We start from the raw sequence: 20,375 nt of genomic DNA, 5'->3' as shown, positions 1-20,375 counted from the left end.
TCCGCAGGCGGATCAGCCGGCGCGGGCGGCCTCGGCCAGGTAGTCGATCGCGGCCTGCACGCCGCCGGGGGTGTGGGGGATGCCCGCGACGCGCAGGCAGGCCTCGACGGTGGCGAGGGTGCCGAGGATCATCGGCTCGTTCAGGTCACCCAGATGGCCGATGCGGAAGACCTTGCCGCCCAGCTTGTTCAGCCCGCCGCCGAGCGAGACGTTGAAGGTGCCGAGGGCCACCTTGCGCACCGCCTCCGCGTCATATCCCTCGGGCATCAGCACGGCGGTGACGGAGTTCGAATAGCGGTCCGGATTCGCGCAGAACAGCGAGGGGCCGTTGTTGCCGGACCAGTGGCGGACGCACCGGCGCACGGCTTCGGCGAGGCGCGCGTGGCGGACGAAGACCTGGTCGAGGCCCTCTTCCTCCAGCAGGCGGATGGATTCCTGCAGGCCATAGAAGAGCGAGGTCGGCACCGTCCCGATGAAAGATTTGTGACGGCGCCCCAGCATGTTGGTCCAATGCAGGTACGACTTCGGCAGCGTCGAGGTCTTGTGCGCCGCCATCGCCTTCGGCGACACGCCGGTGAAGGACAGGCCGGTGGGCAGCATCAGCCCCTTCTGGCTGCCGGCCACCGCGACATCCACGCCCCAGGCATCCATCTGGAAATCGAGCGAGCCGAGCGAGGAGATGGTGTCCACCAGCAGCAGCGCCGGATGGCCGGCGGCGTCGAGCGCGGCGCGGGTTTCGGCGATGGACAGTTCCATACCGGTCGCCGTTTCGTTCTGCACGGCGCAGACGGCCTTGATGGCGTGGGCGGTGTCCTCGGCGAGCATGGCGCGCAGCGCCGCGAAATCGGCGCCGCGGCGCCAATCGGCGGACAGGGTGCGGATATCGAGACCGAAATCCTTCGCCATCTTCCCCCAGGATTCCGAGAAATGGCCGGTCTCGATCACCAGCAGCGAGTCGCCCGGCGAGAAAAGGTTCACCAGCGCCGCTTCCCAGGCCGCATGGCCCGAGCCGGTGTAGAGGAAGATGTCGTGCTGCGTCTTCAGGATGCGCTTCAGCCCGGCGACGGTTTCGTCATAGACGGTCAGGAAGGCAGGATCGTTGAAGTCGATGCTGACATGCGCCACCGCCTTCAGGATGGAATCCGGGATGTTGGTGGGGCCCGGATTGGCAAAGAACTGACGTCCGCGGGCGATGCGGGGCTTCACGTCCATCTTGTCGTTTCCTCGTCGTGATTCAGCGCGCCAATTCGCGCGCCATGGTTTCCAGCCCCGCCAGCGTCAGCGGGTACATCCGGTTCTCCATCAGCCGCTGCAGGATCCCGATGGATTGCGTGTAGCGCCAATGCGCCTGGTCCACGGGGTTCAGCCAGGCGGCCTTGCGGAAATGCCGCGTCAGACGGGACATCCAGACCTGGCCGGCTTCCTCGTTCCAGTGTTCCACCGACCCGCCGGGCTGGATGATCTCATAGGGGCTCATCGTCGCGTCGCCCACGATCACCACGCGCCAGTCGGGGCCGTAGGTGCGCAGCATTTCGAAGGTGGGGCGTTCGGTCTCGCGCCGGCGGCGGTTGGTGCGCCAGACGCGTTCGTACAGGCAGTTGTGGAAGTACCAGAATTCGAGATGCTTGAATTCCGACCGCGCGGCGGTGAAGAGTTCCTGGCAGATGCGGATGTGGTCGTCCATCGACCCGCCGATATCCATCAGCAGCAGGACCTTCACCGCGTTGTGCCGCTCCGGGACCATGTGCAGGTCGAGCGAGCCGCCATTCTTCGCCGTTGCGCCGATGGTGCCGGGGATGTCCAGTTCCGTCGCCGCCCCGGTCCGTGCGAAGCGGCGCAGGCGTCGCAAAGCGACCTTCATGTTGCGGGACGACAGCGCCTCGTCCTCGTCCAGGTCGCGGAAGTTGCGCTGGTCCCACACCTTCACCGCGCGGCGATGGCGGGATTCCGCCTGGCCGATACGCACGCCCTCGGGGTTGTAGCCATAGGCGCCGAAAGGCGAGGTCCCCGCCGTGCCGATCCATTTCGACCCGCCCTGGTGGCGGCCCTTCTGTTCCTCCAGGCGCTTCTTCAGCGTCTCCATCAGCGTGTCGAAATCGCCGAGCGCCTTGATCTGCTCCATTTCCTCGGGCGTCAGCACCTTTTCCGCGAGCTTGCGCAGCCATTCGACGGGGAGCTCGCGCGGCGCCTCGCCTTCGGGCGTTTCGAGGCCCTTGAAGATCTCCCCGAACACCCGGTCGAAGCGGTCGAGGTGGCGTTCGTCCTTCACCAGCGCCGCGCGCGACAGGTGGTAGAAATCATCGACGCTGAAGCCGGCCACGCCCTCCTTCATCGCGCGCAGCAGGGCCAGGTACTCCATGATGGAGGCCGGGACGCCGGCGGCGCGCAGCGCGAGGATAAAGGGGGCGAACATCTCAGCCGCCGCGCCTCCGGGCCAGGAAGGCCAGCCGCTCGAACAGGTGCACGTCCTGTTCGTTCTTCAGCAGCGCGCCATAGAGCGGTGGGATCGCGGTCTTGGTGTCGGAGGAGCGCAGCGCCTCGGGCGGCATATCCTCGATGGTCAGCAGCTTGAGCCAGTCGAGCAGTTCGCTCGTCGCCGGCTTCTTCTTGAGGCCGTCCACCTCGCGGATGTCGAAGAAGACGTTCAGCGCCTCGCGCAGCAGGTCGCGGCGGATGTCGGGGTAGTGCGCGTGGACGATCATCTCCATCGTCTCGCGGTCGGGGAAGCGGATGTAGTGGAAGAAGCAGCGGCGCAGGAAGGCGTCCGGCAGCTCCTTCTCGTTGTTCGAGGTGATGATGACGACCGGGCGCTGCTTCGCCGCCACCGTCTCCCGCGTCTCGTAGACGAAGAACTGCATGCGATCGAGTTCGAGCAGCAGGTCATTGGGAAACTCGATGTCGGCCTTGTCGATCTCGTCGATCAGCAGGACCACGGGCCGGTCGGCCTCGAAGGCATCCCATAGCTTGCCGCGCACGATGTAATTGGCGATGTCGTGCACGCGCGGATCGCCCAACTGCCCGTCCCGCAGGCGCGACACGGCGTCGTATTCATAGAGGCCCTGCTGCGCCTTCGTCGTGGACTTGATGTGCCATTCGATCAGCGGATAGCCGAGCGCCTTCGCGATTTCCTGCGCCAGGACGGTCTTGCCCGTCCCGGGCTCGCCCTTGACCAGCAGCGGGCGCTGCAGGGCGACGGCCGCGTTGACCGCGACCTCAAGCTCGCGCGAGGCGACGTATTTCTCCGTACCCTTGAACTGCGCCACCGCTCCGTCCCCTGGCTGCCCGGCCGCAGGGTCGGGCGGAAGGGCGGATCATGCAAGGGCCTCGGCGGCGAGGCGGAACAGGGCGGCGGCGAAGGCGCGCATGTTCGCCTCCCGGTCCGCGGCGCCGGTCTCCAGGGTGATGACGCGGTCGATGGGGCCTGACACCGCCAGGCAGGAATGGCCCGCGGCATCGCCATAGCGATTGCCCGCCGGGCCGGCAGCGCCAGTCTCGGCGAAGCCCCAGTCGGCGCCAAGCCGTGCCCGGATCGTGCGGGCCAGCAGCAGCGCATAGGGCTCGGAGGACGAGCGCATGCCTGCCATGTCCGCCGGTGTGATGCCGAGCAGGCCGACCCGCGCCGCCTGGGTGTAGACGACGGCGCCGCCGAGGAAATAGGCCGAGGCACCGGGGACGGCCAGGAGCGCGGCGGAGATCAGGCCGGCGGCTGAACTTTCGACGACCCCGACGGTCTCGCCGCGTGCCTTCAGGCGGGCGCCGATGGCGCGGGCGGCGGGAAGCAAGGACTCCATGGCGTTTCCCTTCAATTCCTGGGGCTCTGCCCCATGCGCGCAGCGACACCGGGAAGGAGCCGACGGAGAGGGGCTTTGCCCCTCCCCGAACCCCACCCCACCAAAAGCCACAAGGCCTTTGGAGACCAATACCTGGCGTCGGGCAGAGCCGTCCCTTCACGACGTCGAAGCGTGCATTCTGCGTTGCGGTCCAGCCTTTGTCGCGTCGCTGGCCAACGGGCCCGCGCACGAGGATGGCCGAACCATGGCCCGGTGCAGGATGTCGCGGCCTGCCATGGCCGTCCTCGGTGCTGGCCTCCATTCGCTCCGAGGGTGACACCGGAGGGCTACGGCCCGTCGAACCATCGCGCCATTGGAGGTCTCTGGAGCATCGGGACCGCCGGCGGCTGGTGCCGGCCGGGAAGGCCCGCAGCGGCCCTCGATGCGCCTTGCGGGCGCAAGAGCGGGTTCCGGCGCGCCTCCTGCCAGCGGCGGCCGGGCGTCAAGTTGCGGTGTGCAAAGGCCTTGCGAATTGCCCTGACGGTTCCGCTGGGACGGGGCAGAGGAGCGGAGCCCCTCCAACGGTAACAGCCGACGATTGGCGGCAATCAGGCAAGGCCTGTCGGCCGATGCGCGGGTCGATCCGTCACGGCGGCGGTGTCGTTCGCCGCCCGGTTCCGCCCGCCCGGGGGAAGACCGGATCAGCCCGCCAGCACGCGCACGACCGGTTCGGCGTCGGCGCGCCGGCCATCGGCACCGAACAGAATGCCGCCGCGAAGTGCCATGCGGCAGGATGCGCCGCGCTGCACCGGCTGGCCGCCGGCCATGGTGGCGTCGAGCAGCACCCCGCCGAACTCGACGACCAGCCGCGCGCGTTCCTCCGCAGCATCGCGCAACGCCCGCACGGTGCAGGGCCCGGGGCCGGCATGCACGGCGATATCGCCCGGCCGCAGGAAGGCCTGCGCCGGCCCGTCGGGTAGCGTCACCCGCAGCGGCGGCAGGGGCAGCGGATCGAAATGGGCGACGCCGCCGCGGACATGGCAGTCGAGCCGGGTCGCCTCACCGAGGAAGCCCGCGACGAAGGGCGTGGCCGGCTCCCGCAGCAGCGCCTCGGCGGTGTCGCACTGCACGATGCGCCCGCGTTCCATCACCGCCACGCGATCCGCCATTTCCATCGCCTCCTCCTGGTCATGCGTGACCAGGATGGTGGAGATGCCGAGCCGGTCGTGCAGGCCGCGCACCCAGCGGCGCACATCCTTGCGCACCAGGGCGTCCAGGGCGCCGAAGGGTTCGTCCAGCAACAGCAGGCGCGGTTCGATGGCCAGTGCGCGGGCCAGCGCAACGCGCTGGCGCTGCCCGCCCGATATCTGCTCCGGATAGCGCCGTTCGAGTTCGGGGATCTGCACCAGCGCCAGCAACTCGCGCACGCGCCGCGCGATCTCCGCTGCGGAGGGGCGCCGCTTGCGCACGCGCAGCCCGAAGGCGACGTTGTCGAGCACCGTCATGTGGCGGAACAGCGCATAATGCTGGAACACCACGCCGATGCGCCGCTCGCGCGCGGGGACGCCGGTCATGTCCTCGCCCTCGATGCGCACGCTGCCAACATCGCTGCCTTCGAGCCCGGCCAGGATGCGCAGCAGAGTCGTCTTGCCAGACCCGGACGGCCCGAGCAGCGCGACGAACTCACCGCGCGCGACGTGCAGGGAGACACCTTCCAGCGCCGCGGTGGCGCCGAAGCGGCGGACGATCTCGCGGACTTCGATGCTCATGCCGCGCCTCCCGCCCGTCGGCCCGCCGCGTGGTCGAGCATCGTCTTGGCCGCGAGGGTGACGAGGCCGAGCAGTGCCAGCAATGCCGCCACCGCGAAGGCTCCGGCGAACTGGTACTCGTTGTAGAGGATCTCGACATGCAGCGGCATGGTGTTGGTCTCCCCGCGGATATGGCCGGATACGACGGACACCGCCCCGAACTCGCCCATGGCGCGGGCGTTGCAGAGAAGCACGCCGGACAGCAGCGCCCATTTCACGTTCGGGAGCGTCACGCGTGAAAAGATCTGGAAGCCCGAGGCGCCGAGCGTCGCCGCGGCTTCCTCCTCATCGCGCCCCTGTTCCTGCATCAGGGGCATCACGGTGCGCGCGACGAAGGGGAAGGTGACGAAGATGGTGGCGAGCACCAGCCCCGGCACTGCGAAGATCACCTGGATGTCGCGTGCCTGCAGCCAGGGGCCGAGCCATCCCTGCGCGCCGAAGATCAGCACGAAGGTGAGCCCGGCGATGACCGGGGAGACGCTGAAGGGCAACTCGATCAGCGTGACCAGCACCCGCTTGCCCGGGAAGTCGCATTTGGCGACCGCCCAGGCCGCGGCGATGCCGCCCGCCAGGTTCACCGGCACGGTGATGGCGGCGACGATCAGCGTCAGCCGGATGGCCGCGAGGCTGTCCTCGTCCAGGATGGCGCCGATCGCGACCGGCAGGCCGCGGCGCAACGCCTCGGCGAAGACCGCAGCAAGCGGCAGCACCAGCATGACGATCGCGACCAGCACCGCCGACGCGGCCAGCAGGGCGCGGGCCCAGGGCGCGTCGGCATGCGCCGGGCGGAATCGCTCGCTCATCGCCGCCCCCGCCTCAGCCTGCGTTGCAGCAGGTTGAGTATGAGGAGGATCGCGAAGGAAAGGACCAGCATCGCCAGCCCCACCGCCGCCGCGCCGGCATAGTCGAATTGCTCGAGGCGGATGACGATCAGCAGCGGCGCGATCTCGGTCACCATCGGCACGTTGCCGGCGATGAAGATCACGCTGCCATACTCGCCGACGGCCCGCGCGAAGGCGAGGCCCGCGCCCGTCAGCAGCGCCGGCGCGAGCATGGGCAGCACGACGCGGCCTAGCGTCTGCGGGCGCGTGGCGCCGAGCGTCGCGGCGGCTTCCTCGGCATCGCGGCCCAGGTCGCGCAACACGGGTTCGACCGTGCGCACGATGAAGGGCAGGCCGACGAAGATGAGCGCCACGGCGATGCCGGCTTGCGTATAGGCGACCTGCCAGCCGAAGGCTGCCATGAGCGGGGCACCGAGCCAGCCATTCGGCGCGAAGAGGGCGGTGAGCGCGATGCCGGCGACGGCCGTGGGAAGGGAGAAGGGCAGGTCGATCACGCTGTCCAGGATGCGCCGGCCCGGGAAGTCGAGCCGCACGATCGCCCAGGCCAGCAGCAGCCCGAGCGGCAGGTTGACGAGCGTGGCCAGCAGCGCGGCGCCGAAGGAGACCGCCAGGGCCGAGAGGACGCGCGGCTCGGCGAGCGACTGGGCGACGCCCGCCACGCCGAGCTCCCAGGGCTTGATCGCCAGGGCGGCGAGTGGAATGACCACGATCAGGCCGACCCAGGCGAGGGTGATCCCCAGGGTCAGGCCGAGCCCGGGGACCGGGGCGACCCGGGACCGCCGCCCGAGCAGGGCCGTAGCACTCATCGCGCGGTGATCCGGTCGAAGATGCCACCGTCGCCGAAATGGGTACGCTGCGCCGCGGCCCATCCGCCGAACACCTCGTCCACGGTGATGAGGTCCATGCGCGGGAAGCGCGCCGCATTCGCCGCCAGCACCGCGGCATCGCGCGGCCGGTAGAAGTGCTTCGCGGCAAGCGCCTGCCCCTCGGGTGCGTAGAGGCCCTGCAGATAGGCTTCGGCCGCCGCGCGCGTGCCGCGACGGTCGACATTCGCGTCCACCACGGCGACCGAGGGCTCGGCGAGGATCGAGAAGGACGGGTAGACGATCTCGAGGCCGGCCTCCTTGAATTCCTCAAGCGCCAGATGCGCCTCGTTCTCCCAGGACAGGAAGACGTCGCCCTGGCCGCGCTGGGCGAAGGTGGTGAGCGATCCGCGCGCGCCGGTGTCGAGCACCGGGACCTGGCGGAAGAGCTGGCGCGTGGCGGCCTCCGCGGTGGCGGCGCTGCCGCCGGGCTGGCGCAGCGCCCACGCCCAGAAGGCGAGGTAGTTCCAGCGCGCCCCACCCGAGGTCTTGGGGTTGGGGGTGATGATGCGCAGGTCGGGCTTCAGCAGGTCGCCCCAGTCGCGCACGCCCTTCGGATTGCCACGGCGGACCAGGAAGATGATGGTGCTGGTATAGGGCGCGCTGTTGAACGGCAGCCGTCCTATCCAGTCGCGAGCGATGAGGCCGCGCTCGGCGATCGCATCGACGTCGTAGGCGAGGGCGAGGGTGACGACGTCGGCCTGCAGCCCGTCGATCACCGAGCGGGCCTGGCGGCCGGACCCGCCATGGGAGGTGTTCACCCGCAGCGCCTGGCCGGTCTGCGCGCGCCAGCGTGCCGCGAAGGCCTGGTTGTATTCGCGATAGAGTTCCCGCGTCGGGTCGTATGAGACGTTGAGCAAGGTGCCCGACTGCTGGGCGGCCGCCGGCCCGGCGGCCACCGCGAGAGGCAATGCGAGAAGCGCGCGCCGGGCCGGCGCGATCCTGCGATGCAGCATCGGTCGAAACTCCGTCCTGGGGTGTCGAGGCTTTGGGGGCGGTCAGCCGCCGCGGGGCGGTGTCCAGCGCGTCGTATAGGCGGCACCGGGGCAGGCGGTGTCGCGCCAGCCGGCGATGCGTTCGAGCGTGCCGGCGAGATCCCGCAGCGCGACGGCCATCTCGCGCAGGTCGGCGGAGCCGCGGGGGTCGGTGAGCAGGGAAAGAAGCGAGGCGACGGTGCCGGTCGCCTCGGAGGAGGGAGCGGCTCGGCGGGTCGGGTCGGTGGTGGTCACCACAGGGTCCTCCGTCGGGTCATCGGGCCGGATCAATCTGGCGCCAATAAAGCCTATCGAGTCTGTGGGGATTACGTCAACGCATTTCTGCCATGACGGCGACCGGGGCCTGGGCCGCACTCGATGCGGCGAAGTCAGCGAGGGTCGTGCCGTCGAGAATCTGGGCCATGGCGTCGCGCACCTGGCGCATCAGGCGCCGGATCTCGCAGGTGGCCGCGTCGGTGCAATCGGCGCAGGGCCGGTAGGCGGTGAGGCTCGCGCACGGGATCGGCGCCAGCGGGCCGTCGAGCGCCCGGATCAGGTCGCCGATGGCGATGTTCGCGGCGGGCTGGGCGAGGGCATAGCCGCCGGCCTTGCCGCGGCGGCTGGTGAGAAATCCGTGGCGCTTGAGGTCGAGGAGGATCGCCTCAAGGAATTTCGGGGGGATGTGACCGGCCTGGGCCAGTTCGGAAATGGCCATGGTGCCGCCTTGCGGGCACCGCGCCGCGAGCAGCGACATGGCCCGGAGGCCGTACTTGGCTCGTTGTGTGAGCATGCTGATTCTACGAAACCCGTGCTGGCCGATGGCAATACTCTATCGGAATTGTCGCCATTAGAAGCCTTTTGCGCGGAAGCGCCTCCGGCGACGCTGAATCATCGGCGGCAAGACGCCAAGGGAGGATCGCGTACCCATCCGGCCGCTTTCGACATGTGCGCATCGGGGGCTGGATGTCCGCGATGACCGCCCGGGGCCCGGCACCACGTGTGTCGGGGCCGGATCGCCCACATCGCCTAATCCGCCCGGATATTGTTTTCCCGCACCACCGCGCCCCATTTCGCCCAGTCGCCGGTCAGCGCCTGGGCGAAGCGGTCGCGGTTGCCGCCGACCGGTTCGGCGCCGAAGCCGCGCACGCGTTCGATCACCTCGGGCTGGCGCAGGATGGCGTCGAGTTCCTGGTTCATCCGGTCGAGGATCGGGTCCGGCGTGCCGCGCGGGGCCAGCATGCCGCCCCAGAAGCCGACCTCGTAGCCGGTCAGCGTCTCGCCGAAGGTCGGCACGTCCGGATAGATGGGGGAGCGTTCGGCGCTGGTCACCGCGATGGCCCGCAACGTGCCGGCCTCGAGCTGGCTGCGGGGCGTGAAGAGCCCGTCATGGGCGACATCGACCTCGCCGCGGATCAGCGCCGTGATGGAGGGCTGGTTTCCGGTATAGGGCACCGGGGTCAGCTCGATGCCCGTCTGGCGCATCAGCAGGATCAAAGCGAGGTGGTTGATCGCGCCAGTTCCGGGGTGGGAGACGGTCATGCGGCCCTGCTTCTCCCGCGCCAAAGCCAGGAATTCCGGCACCGTCCGTGCCGGGAAGTCGGGCCGGCAGATCAGCGCCAGCGGGGAGGATTGCGCGAGGGTGACCGGCACCAGGCTCTGCACCGCCTCGATCGCGGCGGAGCGGTTGACCAAGCTGCTGATCAGCGTCGAGGGCGAAGTGTAGAAGAAGGTCGTCCCGTCCGGCGTCGCGCGGGCGACGAGTTCCGCCGCGACCAGAGTGCTGCCGCCAGGGCGGTTCTCCACCACGAAGGCGCTGCCGGGCAGGCGTTCCGACAGTTTCTGCGCGAGCAGCCGCGCCATGATGTCGTTGGCGCCGCCGGCGGCGAAGCCGACCACGATGCGCACCGGCCGGTTCGGCCAAGCCTGCGCCCGCGCGCTTCCGGCCGCCAGCACCGCCGGTGCGGCGAGCAGCAGCCCGCGCCGGCCCGATCCGTGGGTCATGCCCGTGTCCTTCCTGTCCGTTCCCTGGCGCAACGGTAGCGGGGCCGGGGCGTTCCGGCCATATGGACCGACCTCGGAGTCCGTTTGGAAGGACCGGCACCGGCCCGTACCCGGCCACCCAATCCAGGATGTTGCCGTGGGTGGCGAGGTGGGGGTGCGGGCCGGCGCCGATTTCGGAAACGCACCGGATGGGGCGCTTCCTCATGAACTCTCACGACAACTATACCGTCCGGACGGTTGAATGGACCGTCCAGACGGTATAGTTGAGATGCTCAATGGACGCCGCCGCAACGACCACCCCTCCCGATGCCCGCACCCGCATCCTCGATGCGGTGGAACGCCTCGTCGTGCAGAAGGGGGTCAGCGGCCTGACCCTGGAAGCCGCGGCGCGCGAAGCGAAGGTCTCGAAGGGCGGGCTGCTCTACCATTTCGGATCCAAGGAGGCGCTGCTCACCGGCGTGATGCAGCGCCTGGCCGAGATGGTGACCCAAGATTACGAGGCCGGCGTTGCCCTGCAGCCGGACGGCCCCGGACGTGTCGCGCGGGCCATGCTGGCCTGGGCGTTCGGGGAGGCCGATTGCTCGCCCGGCGAGGACAAGCACGAGCGGATGGCCGCGGTCTGCCTGGCCGCCTTCCATCACGATCCCGTGCTGCTCGACCCGCTGCGGGCGGTGACGGAGCGGATGAAGGCAGACCTGCTGGCCGACGGCATTCCGCACGGCATTGCCATGACGATCCAGACCGCCACGGATGGGCTGTTCATGGCCCATCTGTTCGGGATGTACCGGCCGACCGAGGCCGACATCCTGGCGCTGCGCGCGACGCTGGTCAGCCTGCTGGAGCCGCCGTCGTGAGGGGCCGGGCCACGCTGCTGACCGGTCTTGCCGCGCTTGGCCTCGTTGCCGGCGGCTATGCGGTCTGGACGCGGGGCGAGGCGACCCGGCCCGCCCCGATGGTCGCCGCCGCGCCAGCCGGCCCCGTCGGCGTCGGGGCGCTGGGGCGGGTGGAGCCGGCCTCGCGCATCCGCACCCTGACCCAACCGGGCGGCATGGCCGTGACGCGGCTCGACCGACTGCTGGTGGAGGAGGGCGACCGCGTCACAGAGGGTCAGTTGCTCGCCGAATTCGCCGATGCGGCGCAGAAGGATGCCTCGGTCGCGCAGGCCGAGGCGGCGGTCGCGGAGCAGCGCGCCAGCCTGGACCGAATGCGCGCGGCAGGCCGGCCTTCCGAGGTCGAGGCCCAGCGGGCGCGCATCGCCGCGCTGACAGCGCAGGAGGATCTGGCGCTGCGGGAAGCCGAACGCTCCGACCGACTGGTGCCGACCGGCGCCGGCGCCGTGGCTCAGGCCGACCGCAACCGCGCTGCCGCTGTCCGCTTGACGGCCGAACGGCGGCAGGCCGAGTCCGATCTGGATACCCTGCTTTCCTCGCGCCCCGAGGATATCGCCCTGGCCGAGGCGCGCGTCGCCGCCGCGGAGGCGGCGCTGGCCAAGGCCCGCGCCGATGCGGAGCTGTCGCGCGTCCGCGCCCCCTTCGCCGGCACGGTGCTGCGCATCATGGCCCGCCCGGGCGACCAGGTCGGCAATGAGGGGCTGATGGAAATCGGCGACCTGTCGAAGATGGACATCGTCGCCGATGTCTATGAGACGGACCTGCCGCGGCTGCGCCTGGGCGCACCCGCCGAGGTGGTGGTCCCCGGCGAATCCCGCCGCTTCGCCGCCACGGTGCGCGAGATCGGCTGGACCGTCCGCCGCCAGACCCAGGCGAACACCGACCCCGTCGCCGCGGTGGACAGCCGCACGGTCGAGGTTCGGCTCGCCTTGGACGAGGCGGGGGCGGAGGCGCTGCGGCGCCGGTCCAATATGCAGGTGCAGGTGGCGATCCGGCCATGAACGTGGTGACCAAGCCGACCCTGCTGCCCTGGGCGCCCGAGAACACCGGCGATGCGGCACCGGCCGCTGAAGCGCCGCCGCCCCGGCGCAGGCCGGGGCCGGTCTCGGCGCTGCTGCTGCCCGCGCGGCTTGCCTGGCGGCAGTTGCGGGCGGAACGGGCGCGGCTGTTCTCGGCCATCGCGGGGGTGATGTTCGCGGCCGTGCTGGTCTTCATGCAGCTGGGCTTCCGCTCGGCGCTGTTCGACAGCGCGACGCGGCTGCTGGCGGCCATGGACGCCGAGATCTTCCTGATGAATCCGCTGACCACGGCGAGCTTCCGGCCGGAGCCTTTGCCCCGGATACGCGCGCATCAGGCGCTGGCCTTGCCGGAAGTCGCGCAGGCCGTGCCGGTCTACATGACCCAGGCGACCTGGCGGAATCCGCAGGACGGATCGCGGCGCATGATCCAGATGATCGGCTTCGACGTCGAGGCCGGCGCCATGCATTTCGAGGGGCTGGACGCCATCGTCCCGGCGCTGCGGCGCATCGATGCGGTGGGATTCGATACGCGGTCCCGGCCTGAATTCGGGAATGTGTCGCAGCTCTTCGCCGAACAGGGTCCTTTCCCCGTCCAGGTCGGCAACCGGATGGTTGAGATGGTGGGGTTGGTGACCATCGGCCCGTCCTTCGGCGCCGACGGCAACCTGGTGATGAGCGAGGTGAATTTCCGCCGCATGGTGCCGGTGCGCCAGGCGTCGAACACCGACCTCGTTGCCATCCGCCTGCGCCCCGGTGCCGACATCGCCGCCGCCCAGCAGCGCCTGCGCGAGATCCTGCCGCCCGACGTGATGGTCATGACCCATGCCGAGCTGGTCGCGCATGAACGCCATTACTGGGAGACGGCGACTCCGATCGGCTTCATCTTCGCCTTCGGGTCGGTGATGGGGCTGATCGTCGGGATGGTGATCGTCTACCAGATCCTGTTCTCGGACATCGCCAACCACCTGCGTGAATACGCGACGCTGAAGGCGATCGGCTATTCCAACGGCTATCTGTCGCGCGTGGTGATGGCGGCGACGCTGATCCTCGCGGTCATCGGCTTCCTGCCGGGGGCGGCGCTCTGTGTCTGGCTGTATGATGTGGTGGCAGGGGCGACCTTCCTGCCGCTGACCATGACCATCGAACGTGCCTCCATGGTCTTCGGGCTGATCTTCGGCATGTGCGCGGTCGCCGGCTTGCTGGCGATGCGCAAGCTGCGCGATGCCAGCCCGGCGGACATGTTCTGATGGATCCGATCCGCATCGAGGGGCTGAACTTCGCCTATGGCGAGGGCGATCTGCGCCGCCCGGTGCTGCGCGACGTCTCGCTGACCGTGCATGCGGGGGAAGTGGTGCTGCTGACCGGCCCCTCGGGGTCGGGCAAGACCACGCTTCTGACGCTGATCGGCGCGCTGCGCGGCATGCAGGACGGGTCCTGCCGCGTGCTGGGTCGGGAGATGCTGGGGGCCTCGGAGCGCGATCGCGTGGCGCTGCGCCGGCGCATCGGCTTCATCTTCCAGAACCACAACCTGCTTGGCTTCCTGACGGCGCGGCAGAACGTCGCCATGGCGCTGGAGATCGAGGCCGGCATGCCCGAACGGGAGCGGCTGGATCGCGCCGGGGCGATGCTCGCCGCCGTCGGCCTGGCGGGGCACGAGGACAAGACGCCGGCGAAGCTGTCGGGCGGGCAGCGCCAGCGCGTGGCCATCGCCCGGGCATTGGTGGCCGAGCCCGGCCTGGTGCTGGCGGACGAACCCACCGCGGCGCTGGACAAGGTCTCGGGCGGGGAGGTGGTGCATTTGCTGCGCGACCTGGCGAAATCGCGCGGCACGGCGATCCTGATGGTCACGCACGACCCCCGCATCCTCGACATCGCCGACCGGATCGTGACGATGGAGGATGGCCGCATCGTCGAGGCCGCCAATGCCGCCTGAACTCGGCGGCGAATTGATGTCCGTCAACTTCGCGCGGTGATCCCTGCGCCATGATGGCCCGGTCATCATCGGGATCGCCGCGCCATGGCCTTGACCTTCGTCTCCCCAGCGGAGCCGGAATCGAACCGCAAGCTCGCCTATCTGCTCCTCGCCATCGCGCTCTTTATCGGCGTGCTGATGCTGCCGACGCCAGAGGGGCTGAGCGCCTCGGGCCAGGTGGCGCTGGGGCTGCTGGTCCTGGTGATCGTGCTGTGGATCAGCGAATGTGTGTCGCCGGCCACCAGCGCCATCATCCTGACCGGCGCGGCGGTGCTGGGGCTGATGGGCAAGCCCCTGCGGGCCGGCGGGCCGCCGCTCAGTTCCGCCGGCGCGCTGAACGCCATGCTGACCGGCTATTCCTCGAGTGCGGTGCTGCTGGTGGCCTCGGCGCTCTTCCTCGCCGTGGCGCTGAAGCTGACGGGGCTCGATCGCCGCGTCGCGCTGCTAGTGATGAGCAAGGTCGGCGTGTCGCGCTCCCGATTGATCATCGGGGCGATGCTGGTGGGATTCGTGCTGGCGCTGTTCATCCCATCCGCCACGGCGCGTGTCGGCGCGGTCATCCCGATCATGGTGGGCATCACCGCGGCGCTCGGCCTGCCGATCACCAGCAGCCTGGGGGCGACGCTGATGATCGTCACGGCCTCGGCCTGTTCGGTGTTCAACATGGCGGTGAAGACCGGGGCGGCGCAGAACCTGATCAGCCTGAACTTCATGCAGCAGGCCTTCGGGCACACCGTCACCTGGGGCGCCTGGTTCGTTGCCGCGCTGCCCTTCGTGATCGCCCTGTGCGTGGTGCTGTATTTCGCCGCGCTGCTGGTGCTGCGGCCCGAGGTGCCCGGCAAGGCGGAAGCCGAGGCGCGGCTGGCCGAGGAGTTGGGAAAGCTTGGCTCCGTGACCCCGGCCGAGATGCGGCTGATGGCGGTGGCGATGCTGCTGCTGGTGATGTGGTCAACCGAGGGGTCGCTGCATCCCTTCGACACCGCGACCACCACCCAGATCGGCATCGCGCTGCTGCTGATGCCGCGCATCGGCGTCATGCACTGGGCCCAAGCGGAGAAGCTGGTGCCGTGGGGGACCATCGTGCTCTTCGCCGCGGGGATTTCGCTCGGCACGCTGATGTCCACCACGGGGGCGGCGGCCTGGCTGGCGCAGGCCACGCTGGGGCGGCTGGGGCTGGAGGCGCTGCCGATCTTCCTGGTGGTGGGCGCGCTGTCGCTGTTCAGCATCGTGCTGCATCTGGGCTTCGCCTCGGCGACGGGGCTCGCCAGCACGCTGATCCCGATCATGATCGCCTTCGCCAAGACCCTGCCCTTCGGCGAGCAGGCGGCCTTCGGCATCGTGCTGATCCAGTCGATGGTGGTGTCCTTCGGCTTCATCCTGCCGACCAACGCGCCGCAGAACATGCTCTGCTACGGGACGGGCGCCTTCACCATCGCGCAGTTCGCCAAGGTGGGGCTGATCGTCACCATCGCGGGCTGGCTGCTGATCCTGCTGCTGTCCGCCACCTGGTGGCCGATGATCGGGGTGCTGTGACGAACCGGGGCGGCCGCGCTGCGCGAGGCGATCCGCGCGGCCGCGGCGCCCGGGCGAAGGTCAGCGATAGCGGCCGTGATGCTGCAGCACCTCGATCCGGTAGCCGTCCGGATCGTTCAGGAAGAAGAAGCGTGCGAGCAACGCGCCGTCGCGATGGAATTCCTTGATCGGTTCGGGCGTGATGTCGCCTTGGATCAGTCGCGCATGCTCGGCGTCGAGGTCGTCCACCACGACGGCCATGTGGCCGTATCCATCGCCGCGGGCATAGGGTTCGGTGCGATCGTGGTTGATCGTCAGTTCGAGCTCGAAGGGACTGTCCGGGCTTTTCAGGTAGAGCAGGGTGAAGCCGTCGAAGGCTAGGCGTTCCGCCACCTCGAAGCCGAGCGCAGCGCGATAGAAGGCGACCGAGCGCGCTTCGTCGAGGACGCGGATCATCATATGGATGGGCTTGGCCATCGCGGGGCTCCCGGGCGGTTTGCCGGGCGTGGCGTAACGGGTGGCCGCGCGCTCCGCAACCGCCGGGTCAGGCTTGGCGGGGACGCCGGCTATCGCAGTGCCGCCGCCGCGTCCGTGTCCTCCCAGGGCACGCCGAGATCCTCGCGCCCCATCTGCCCAAAGACGGCCAGAGGCCGGAAGAAATCCGCCGCATGCGCGCGGGCGCGCAGGGCGAAGCGCCGTTCGATGGCGGCGGGGCGGAAGTCGAAGGTCGCGGCGATGCGCCGGGCGATCTCGGCCTCGGTGATGGCGGCGGTGCCGAAGCATTCGACCGCGACGCTGACCGGCCGCGCATGGCCGATGACATAGCCGAGATGCACCTCGCAGCGCCGCGCCAGCCCCGCGGCGACGACGCATTTCGCCGCATGCCGCGCGGCATAGGCGCCGACGCGGTCGATGCGGGACGGATCCTTGCCCGACAGCGCCGCACCCGATTGCCGCGCTGCCTCCCCATAGGTGTCGATGCCGTTCTTGCGTCCGGTCAGCCCCGCATGCCGCGACGGCCCGCCGACCGCGAAGGGCCCGCCGGCATTCACATGCACCCTGGTGCGCGCGGTGAGCGGCAGCGGCGCCCCATCCAGCGCCGGCACGACCACATGCGCGCGGAGCGCAGCATCGAGCGCCTCCCCCTTCGGCGCGCCGGGCAGCGTTGCGACGGTCAGCGCGACCGAGGCCAGTTCCGACGCAGTTCCATGGCCATACAGCACGCCCGCCTGCGTCTTCCCGTCCGGGGCCAGCCAGGACAGGTCGTGCCGCGCCGCATCCAGCGCCCGCGCCAGGCGATGCGCGAGCATCAGCGGGGCGGGCATCAGTTCCGGCGTCTCGTCGGTCGCATAGCCGAAGACATTGGCCTGCTCGGTCGCGCTCAGCGCCTCGACTTCATGTTCCTCGTCGCGCTCCTGCTCGTGCGGGGCACGCTCGGCGCCGGGCAGTTCCGAGATGCTGGTCAGGATCGAGCAGGTGCGCGCATCGAATCCCTCCCCGACATAGCCCGCTTCCGCGATCACGCCGCGCGCCAGGGACGGCAGGTCCACCACCGCATCGGCGGCGAAGCGCGCGGCGATGAAGACGATGCCCGTCGCCACCGCGCATTCCACCACGGCGCGGGCGCGCGGGTCCTGGCGCAGGAAGGCGTCCACCGCGGCGTCGCTGATGCGGTCGCACAGCTTGTCCGGATGCCCCGGCGTCACCGATTCCGAGGTGAAGATCATGCCGTCACGCATCCGGCGCCTCCTCCTGCCGCCGCCGCGACAGCGCACCCATCATCCCGTTGACGAGCATCGGCGCAAGCGCAGTCGCCGCCACCCCCACGATGCCCCCGGGCCCGAGCGGCCCCAGCCCCAGCAACCGCCGCAGCGGCCCCACGCCCTGCGCCGCCGCCTGCAAGGCGAGGCACAGCCCGATCGCCCCCATCAGCTTCGGATTCGGCGCCGGCCGGTCGCGGTCGAGCAGCCCATGGGTCTCCGACCGGCAGAGGAAGGCGTGGGCAAGCTGTGCCAGCGTCAGCCCATGGAACGCCACCCCGGGTGGCGCGCCGATGGCCGAAACCAGCGCGGCCGTGCCGATCACCCCGCCTTCCCGCAGCAGTCGCCGGAAATCGGCGCGCGAGAGGATCGGCGCCCGCGGATCATGCGGCCGCTGCGCGAGCACATCGGGTTCCGGCTTCTCCAGCCCCAGCGCCAGCGCCGGCAACGGGTCCGAGATCAGGTTCAGCCACAGAAGCTGCATCGGGTTCAGCGGCTCGGGCAGGCCGGCGATGGCCGCGCCCAGCATCAGCATCGTCTCAGACGCGTTGGTGCCGACCAGGTAGCGCAGCACCTTGCGGATGTTGGCGTAGGTCGCGCGGCCGAGGCCGATCGCCTCCAGCAGCCCGCCGAGCTCGTCGGTGGCGAGCACGATGTCGGCGACCTCGCGCGCCACGTCGGTGCCGCCGCCGCCCATGGCGATGCCAATCTCCGCGGCGCGCAGCGCGGGGCCGTCATTGATGCCGTCGCCGGTCATGGCGACGATCTGCCCATTGGCCTGCAGGGCGCGCACGATCTGCAGCTTGTTGGCCGGGCTGACGCGGGCGAAGACATCGGCCTGCGGCGCCAGGGCGGCGAGCGCCTCCGCCGGCAGGTCGCGCAGCGCGCCGGCTTCCAGCACCCGGACCTCGCCGTCGCGCGGCAGGCCGAGCTCCTTGGCGATGGCATAGGCGGTGGCGCTCTGGTCGCCTGTGATCATCATGGTGCGGATGCCGGCGCCGTGCAGCGCGTGGATCGCCTCCGTCGCGCCGGGCCGCAGCGGATCGGCCAGGCCGGCGAGACCCAGCCAGGTCAGCCCCTGCTCGTCCTGCGGATCGCCGCCGCCCTCCCGCCGCGCCATGCCGAGCACGCGCAGCGCCTGCGCCGCCATGCGGTCATTCGCCGAAACGATGGTGGCGCGGGTCCGGTCATCCAGGGGCTGCGGGCCGGCGGCGGTCAGATGCGTCGTGCAGCGCGCCAGCACCTCGGCCGGGTCGCCCTTGACGGCGAGCAGCGCCGCCTCCCCATCCCGATGCAGCGTCGCCATGCGCTTGCGGGCTTCGGCGCGCGGCACCGTCACCTCGCGTGGCCAGCGCGCGCGCAGCACCACCGGATCGAGCCCCAGCGCCTGCCCGGCCCGCACCAGCGCGGTCTCGGTGGCGGAACCCTCCAGCGCCTCGCCTACCACCTCCACATCGCTGCACAGCGTCGCGGTCTCCAGCAGGGCGAGGGCGACCTCGCGCTGCGCGCCGGCCAGTGCCTCGGGTGCGAACAGCGCGCCGTTCACGTGCAGCGCCGCGGTCGCCATGCGGTTGGCCGTCAGCGTGCCGGTCTTGTCGAGGCAGACCACCTCCACCGCGCCGAGCGTTTCCACCGCATCCAGGCGCCGGACCAGGATCTGCCGCTCCTTCATGTCCTGGATGCCGAGGGCGAGGGTCGTCGTCGCCACCGCCGGCAGCCCCTCGGGCACCGCGGCGACGGCGAGGCTGATGGCGCTGCGCAGCATGGCCTGCCAGGGCTGGCCACGCAGCAGCCCGACGCCGGCGACCGCCGCGCAGATCGCGCCATTGACGATGACGAGCTCGCGACCGACCTCGCCGAGCTGGCGTTCGATCGGCGTCTCGGGTGGGCGCACATCGCCGAGCAGCGCCTGGATGCGCCCGATCTCCGTTGCAGCGCCGGTGGCGGTGACCACCGCGATGCCGGACCCGCCCGTGACGCCCGTGCCGCGGAACACCATGCTGCGCCGTTCGGCGAGCGGCGCATCGACAGCCACTGTCGCCCCCGCATCCTTCGCGATGGGCAGGCTCTCGCCGGTCAGGGCGCTCTCGTTCACCGTCAGGTCGGTGGCGCTGATCAGCCGGGCATCGGCCGGCACCAGCGTGCCGGGTTCGAGCAGGATGAGATCCCCCGGCACCAGCCCCGCCACCTCGAGCATCAGGCGCCTGCCGCCGCGGATCACCGGCACCGGGGCGGGCGAGACCTCGGACAACCCGCGGATGGTGCGTTCGGCCGAACGTTCCGTGACGGTCGCGATGGCGGCATTCAGCACCACCACCGTCCCGATGGCGAGCGCATCGGCCAGCCCGCCGGTCGCGATCGACACCACCGCCGAAGCCCCCAGCAGCAGCACCGGGACCGAGGTGAGCTGTTCGCCGAAGATCGCCGCGGCGGATCGCGCCTCGGCCCGCGCCAGCAGGTTGGGACCGCCAGCGGCAAGGCGCGCGGCGGCCTCGTCAGGCGCCAGGCCGCGCTTCGGCGCGCAGCCCAGCGCCGCCGTGGTCGCGAGGGCCGGCATGGCGTGCCAGGCATGCGGCTCCATGCCGGCATCGCCCCGCGTCGCGGCCGACAGGCTGCGCGCCCGCGGCGGATCGCCCAGCGCCGCCCCCAGCACCGCGCAGAGCCGCGCCGGCCGCACCGATGGCGCGCAATGCACCAGCACCGTGCCGGTCACCGCCGAGGCCCGCGCCCGGCTCACCCCGGGCAGGCCGGTCAGGGCGAGACGCGCGGCCTCCGCCGCCTCCGGCGCATGGCGCAGGCGCGGATCGGCGAGGCGGTAGCGGCCGGGAAGGGCGTGCACCACCTCCGACCGCCGCCGTGCTCGCGACCGCGTCGCCCTGGGAAGACCATCATTCAGCATGCGCCCACCATGCATCAGGATCCATGACGGTTTGGTGGCAGCGCAAGCCGGCGGCCCGACAGCAA

General features: G+C 70.5%; 19 protein-coding genes. 5 read left to right on the top strand and 14 right to left on the bottom strand.

All coding sequences use genetic code 11. From position 1 onward, the window contains the following. Nucleotides 1-12: 12 nt before the first annotated feature. The 11 genes from KPL78_RS10870 to KPL78_RS10820 form a co-directional block, all read right to left on the bottom strand. Nucleotides 13-1,212 carry a pyridoxal-phosphate-dependent aminotransferase family protein gene (locus KPL78_RS10870; protein WP_219762957.1) on the bottom strand — a complete coding sequence of 400 codons (1,200 nt, stop codon included), beginning with the start codon at nt 1,210-1,212 and terminating at the stop codon, nt 13-15. Nucleotides 1,213-1,234: 22 nt separating this feature from the next. Continuing rightward, nucleotides 1,235-2,413 carry a vWA domain-containing protein gene (locus KPL78_RS10865; protein ID WP_219762956.1) on the bottom strand — a complete coding sequence of 393 codons (1,179 nt, stop codon included), beginning with the start codon at nt 2,411-2,413 and terminating at the stop codon, nt 1,235-1,237. 1 nt (nt 2,414) lies between these two features. Then, entirely contained in the window at nt 2,415-3,263 is an 849-nt protein-coding gene (locus KPL78_RS10860) for an AAA family ATPase (protein ID WP_219762955.1), read from the bottom strand. Nucleotides 3,264-3,311: 48 nt separating this feature from the next. Beyond that, nucleotides 3,312-3,791 (bottom strand): CinA family protein, encoded by a 480-nt coding sequence (locus KPL78_RS10855; protein ID WP_219762954.1) that lies wholly within the window; start codon nt 3,789-3,791, stop codon nt 3,312-3,314. Nucleotides 3,792-4,471: 680 nt separating this feature from the next. After that, nucleotides 4,472-5,539: a sulfate/molybdate ABC transporter ATP-binding protein gene (locus KPL78_RS10850; protein WP_219762953.1), complete on the bottom strand. Its 1,068-nt coding sequence runs from the start codon at nt 5,537-5,539 to the stop codon at nt 4,472-4,474. Next, on the bottom strand, nt 5,536-6,381 hold the full coding sequence (cysW, locus tag KPL78_RS10845) for a sulfate ABC transporter permease subunit CysW (RefSeq protein WP_219762952.1): 846 nt from the start codon (nt 6,379-6,381) through the stop codon (nt 5,536-5,538). Before cysW ends, KPL78_RS10850 begins: the two co-directional genes overlap by 4 nt. Then, nucleotides 6,378-7,226 (bottom strand): sulfate ABC transporter permease subunit CysT, encoded by an 849-nt coding sequence (gene cysT / locus KPL78_RS10840; protein ID WP_219762951.1) that lies wholly within the window; start codon nt 7,224-7,226, stop codon nt 6,378-6,380. The genes cysW and cysT overlap by 4 nt, the downstream gene beginning before the upstream one ends. Beyond that, the gene (locus tag KPL78_RS10835) at nt 7,223-8,239 is read right to left on the bottom strand and encodes a sulfate ABC transporter substrate-binding protein (protein ID WP_219762950.1); all 1,017 of its coding nucleotides are present in this window, start codon (nt 8,237-8,239) and stop codon (nt 7,223-7,225) included. Before KPL78_RS10835 ends, cysT begins: the two co-directional genes overlap by 4 nt. 42 nt (nt 8,240-8,281) lie before the next feature. Continuing rightward, a complete protein-coding gene (locus KPL78_RS10830) occupies nt 8,282-8,512 on the bottom strand; it encodes a hypothetical protein (RefSeq protein ID WP_219762949.1) in 231 nt (76 codons plus the stop codon). A gap of 76 nt (nt 8,513-8,588) precedes the next feature. Beyond that, nucleotides 8,589-9,047, bottom strand: coding sequence for an RrF2 family transcriptional regulator (locus KPL78_RS10825; protein WP_219762948.1), 459 nt, complete (start codon nt 9,045-9,047; stop codon nt 8,589-8,591). A gap of 236 nt (nt 9,048-9,283) precedes the next feature. Further along, on the bottom strand, nt 9,284-10,258 hold the full coding sequence (locus KPL78_RS10820; protein ID WP_219762947.1) for a Bug family tripartite tricarboxylate transporter substrate binding protein: 975 nt from the start codon (nt 10,256-10,258) through the stop codon (nt 9,284-9,286). A gap of 275 nt (nt 10,259-10,533) precedes the next feature. Between KPL78_RS10820 and KPL78_RS10815 the strand changes: the two genes are divergently transcribed. The 5 genes from KPL78_RS10815 (at nt 10,534) to KPL78_RS10795 (ending at nt 15,672) form a co-directional block, all read left to right on the top strand. Then, nucleotides 10,534-11,112 carry a TetR/AcrR family transcriptional regulator gene (locus KPL78_RS10815; RefSeq protein WP_219762946.1) on the top strand — a complete coding sequence of 193 codons (579 nt, stop codon included), beginning with the start codon at nt 10,534-10,536 and terminating at the stop codon, nt 11,110-11,112. Beyond that, the gene (locus KPL78_RS10810) at nt 11,109-12,149 is read left to right on the top strand and encodes an efflux RND transporter periplasmic adaptor subunit (RefSeq protein ID WP_219762945.1); all 1,041 of its coding nucleotides are present in this window, start codon (nt 11,109-11,111) and stop codon (nt 12,147-12,149) included. The genes KPL78_RS10815 and KPL78_RS10810 overlap by 4 nt, the downstream gene beginning before the upstream one ends. Then, complete coding sequence (gene devC / locus KPL78_RS10805; RefSeq protein WP_219762944.1) at nt 12,146-13,414, top strand: ABC transporter permease DevC; 1,269 nt, start codon at nt 12,146-12,148, stop codon at nt 13,412-13,414. Before KPL78_RS10810 ends, devC begins: the two co-directional genes overlap by 4 nt. Next, a complete protein-coding gene (locus tag KPL78_RS10800) occupies nt 13,414-14,100 on the top strand; it encodes an ATP-binding cassette domain-containing protein (RefSeq protein ID WP_219762943.1) in 687 nt (228 codons plus the stop codon). Before devC ends, KPL78_RS10800 begins: the two co-directional genes overlap by 1 nt. A gap of 84 nt (nt 14,101-14,184) precedes the next feature. Then, entirely contained in the window at nt 14,185-15,672 is a 1,488-nt protein-coding gene (locus tag KPL78_RS10795) for an SLC13 family permease (RefSeq protein WP_255568848.1), read from the top strand. A 60-nt stretch (nt 15,673-15,732) separates the two neighbouring features. Here the strand turns inward: KPL78_RS10795 and KPL78_RS10790 are convergent, their stop codons facing one another. The 3 genes from KPL78_RS10790 to KPL78_RS10780 form a co-directional block, all read right to left on the bottom strand. Then, complete coding sequence (locus KPL78_RS10790; RefSeq protein ID WP_219762942.1) at nt 15,733-16,128, bottom strand: VOC family protein; 396 nt, start codon at nt 16,126-16,128, stop codon at nt 15,733-15,735. 89 nt (nt 16,129-16,217) lie between these two features. Then, on the bottom strand, nt 16,218-17,390 hold the full coding sequence (gene metK / locus KPL78_RS10785) for a methionine adenosyltransferase (RefSeq protein ID WP_219762941.1): 1,173 nt from the start codon (nt 17,388-17,390) through the stop codon (nt 16,218-16,220). Further along, nucleotides 17,383-20,253: a cation-translocating P-type ATPase gene (locus KPL78_RS10780; protein WP_219762940.1), complete on the bottom strand. Its 2,871-nt coding sequence runs from the start codon at nt 20,251-20,253 to the stop codon at nt 17,383-17,385. Before KPL78_RS10780 ends, metK begins: the two co-directional genes overlap by 8 nt. Nucleotides 20,254-20,375 lie beyond the last annotated feature (122 nt).

The organism is Roseomonas alba, from assembly GCF_019430885.1.
GTDB lineage: Bacteria > Pseudomonadota > Alphaproteobacteria > Acetobacterales > Acetobacteraceae > Neoroseomonas > Neoroseomonas alba.
The sequence above is the reverse complement of the archived record's forward strand: the minus strand, read 5'-3'. Positions and strand labels throughout refer to the sequence as shown.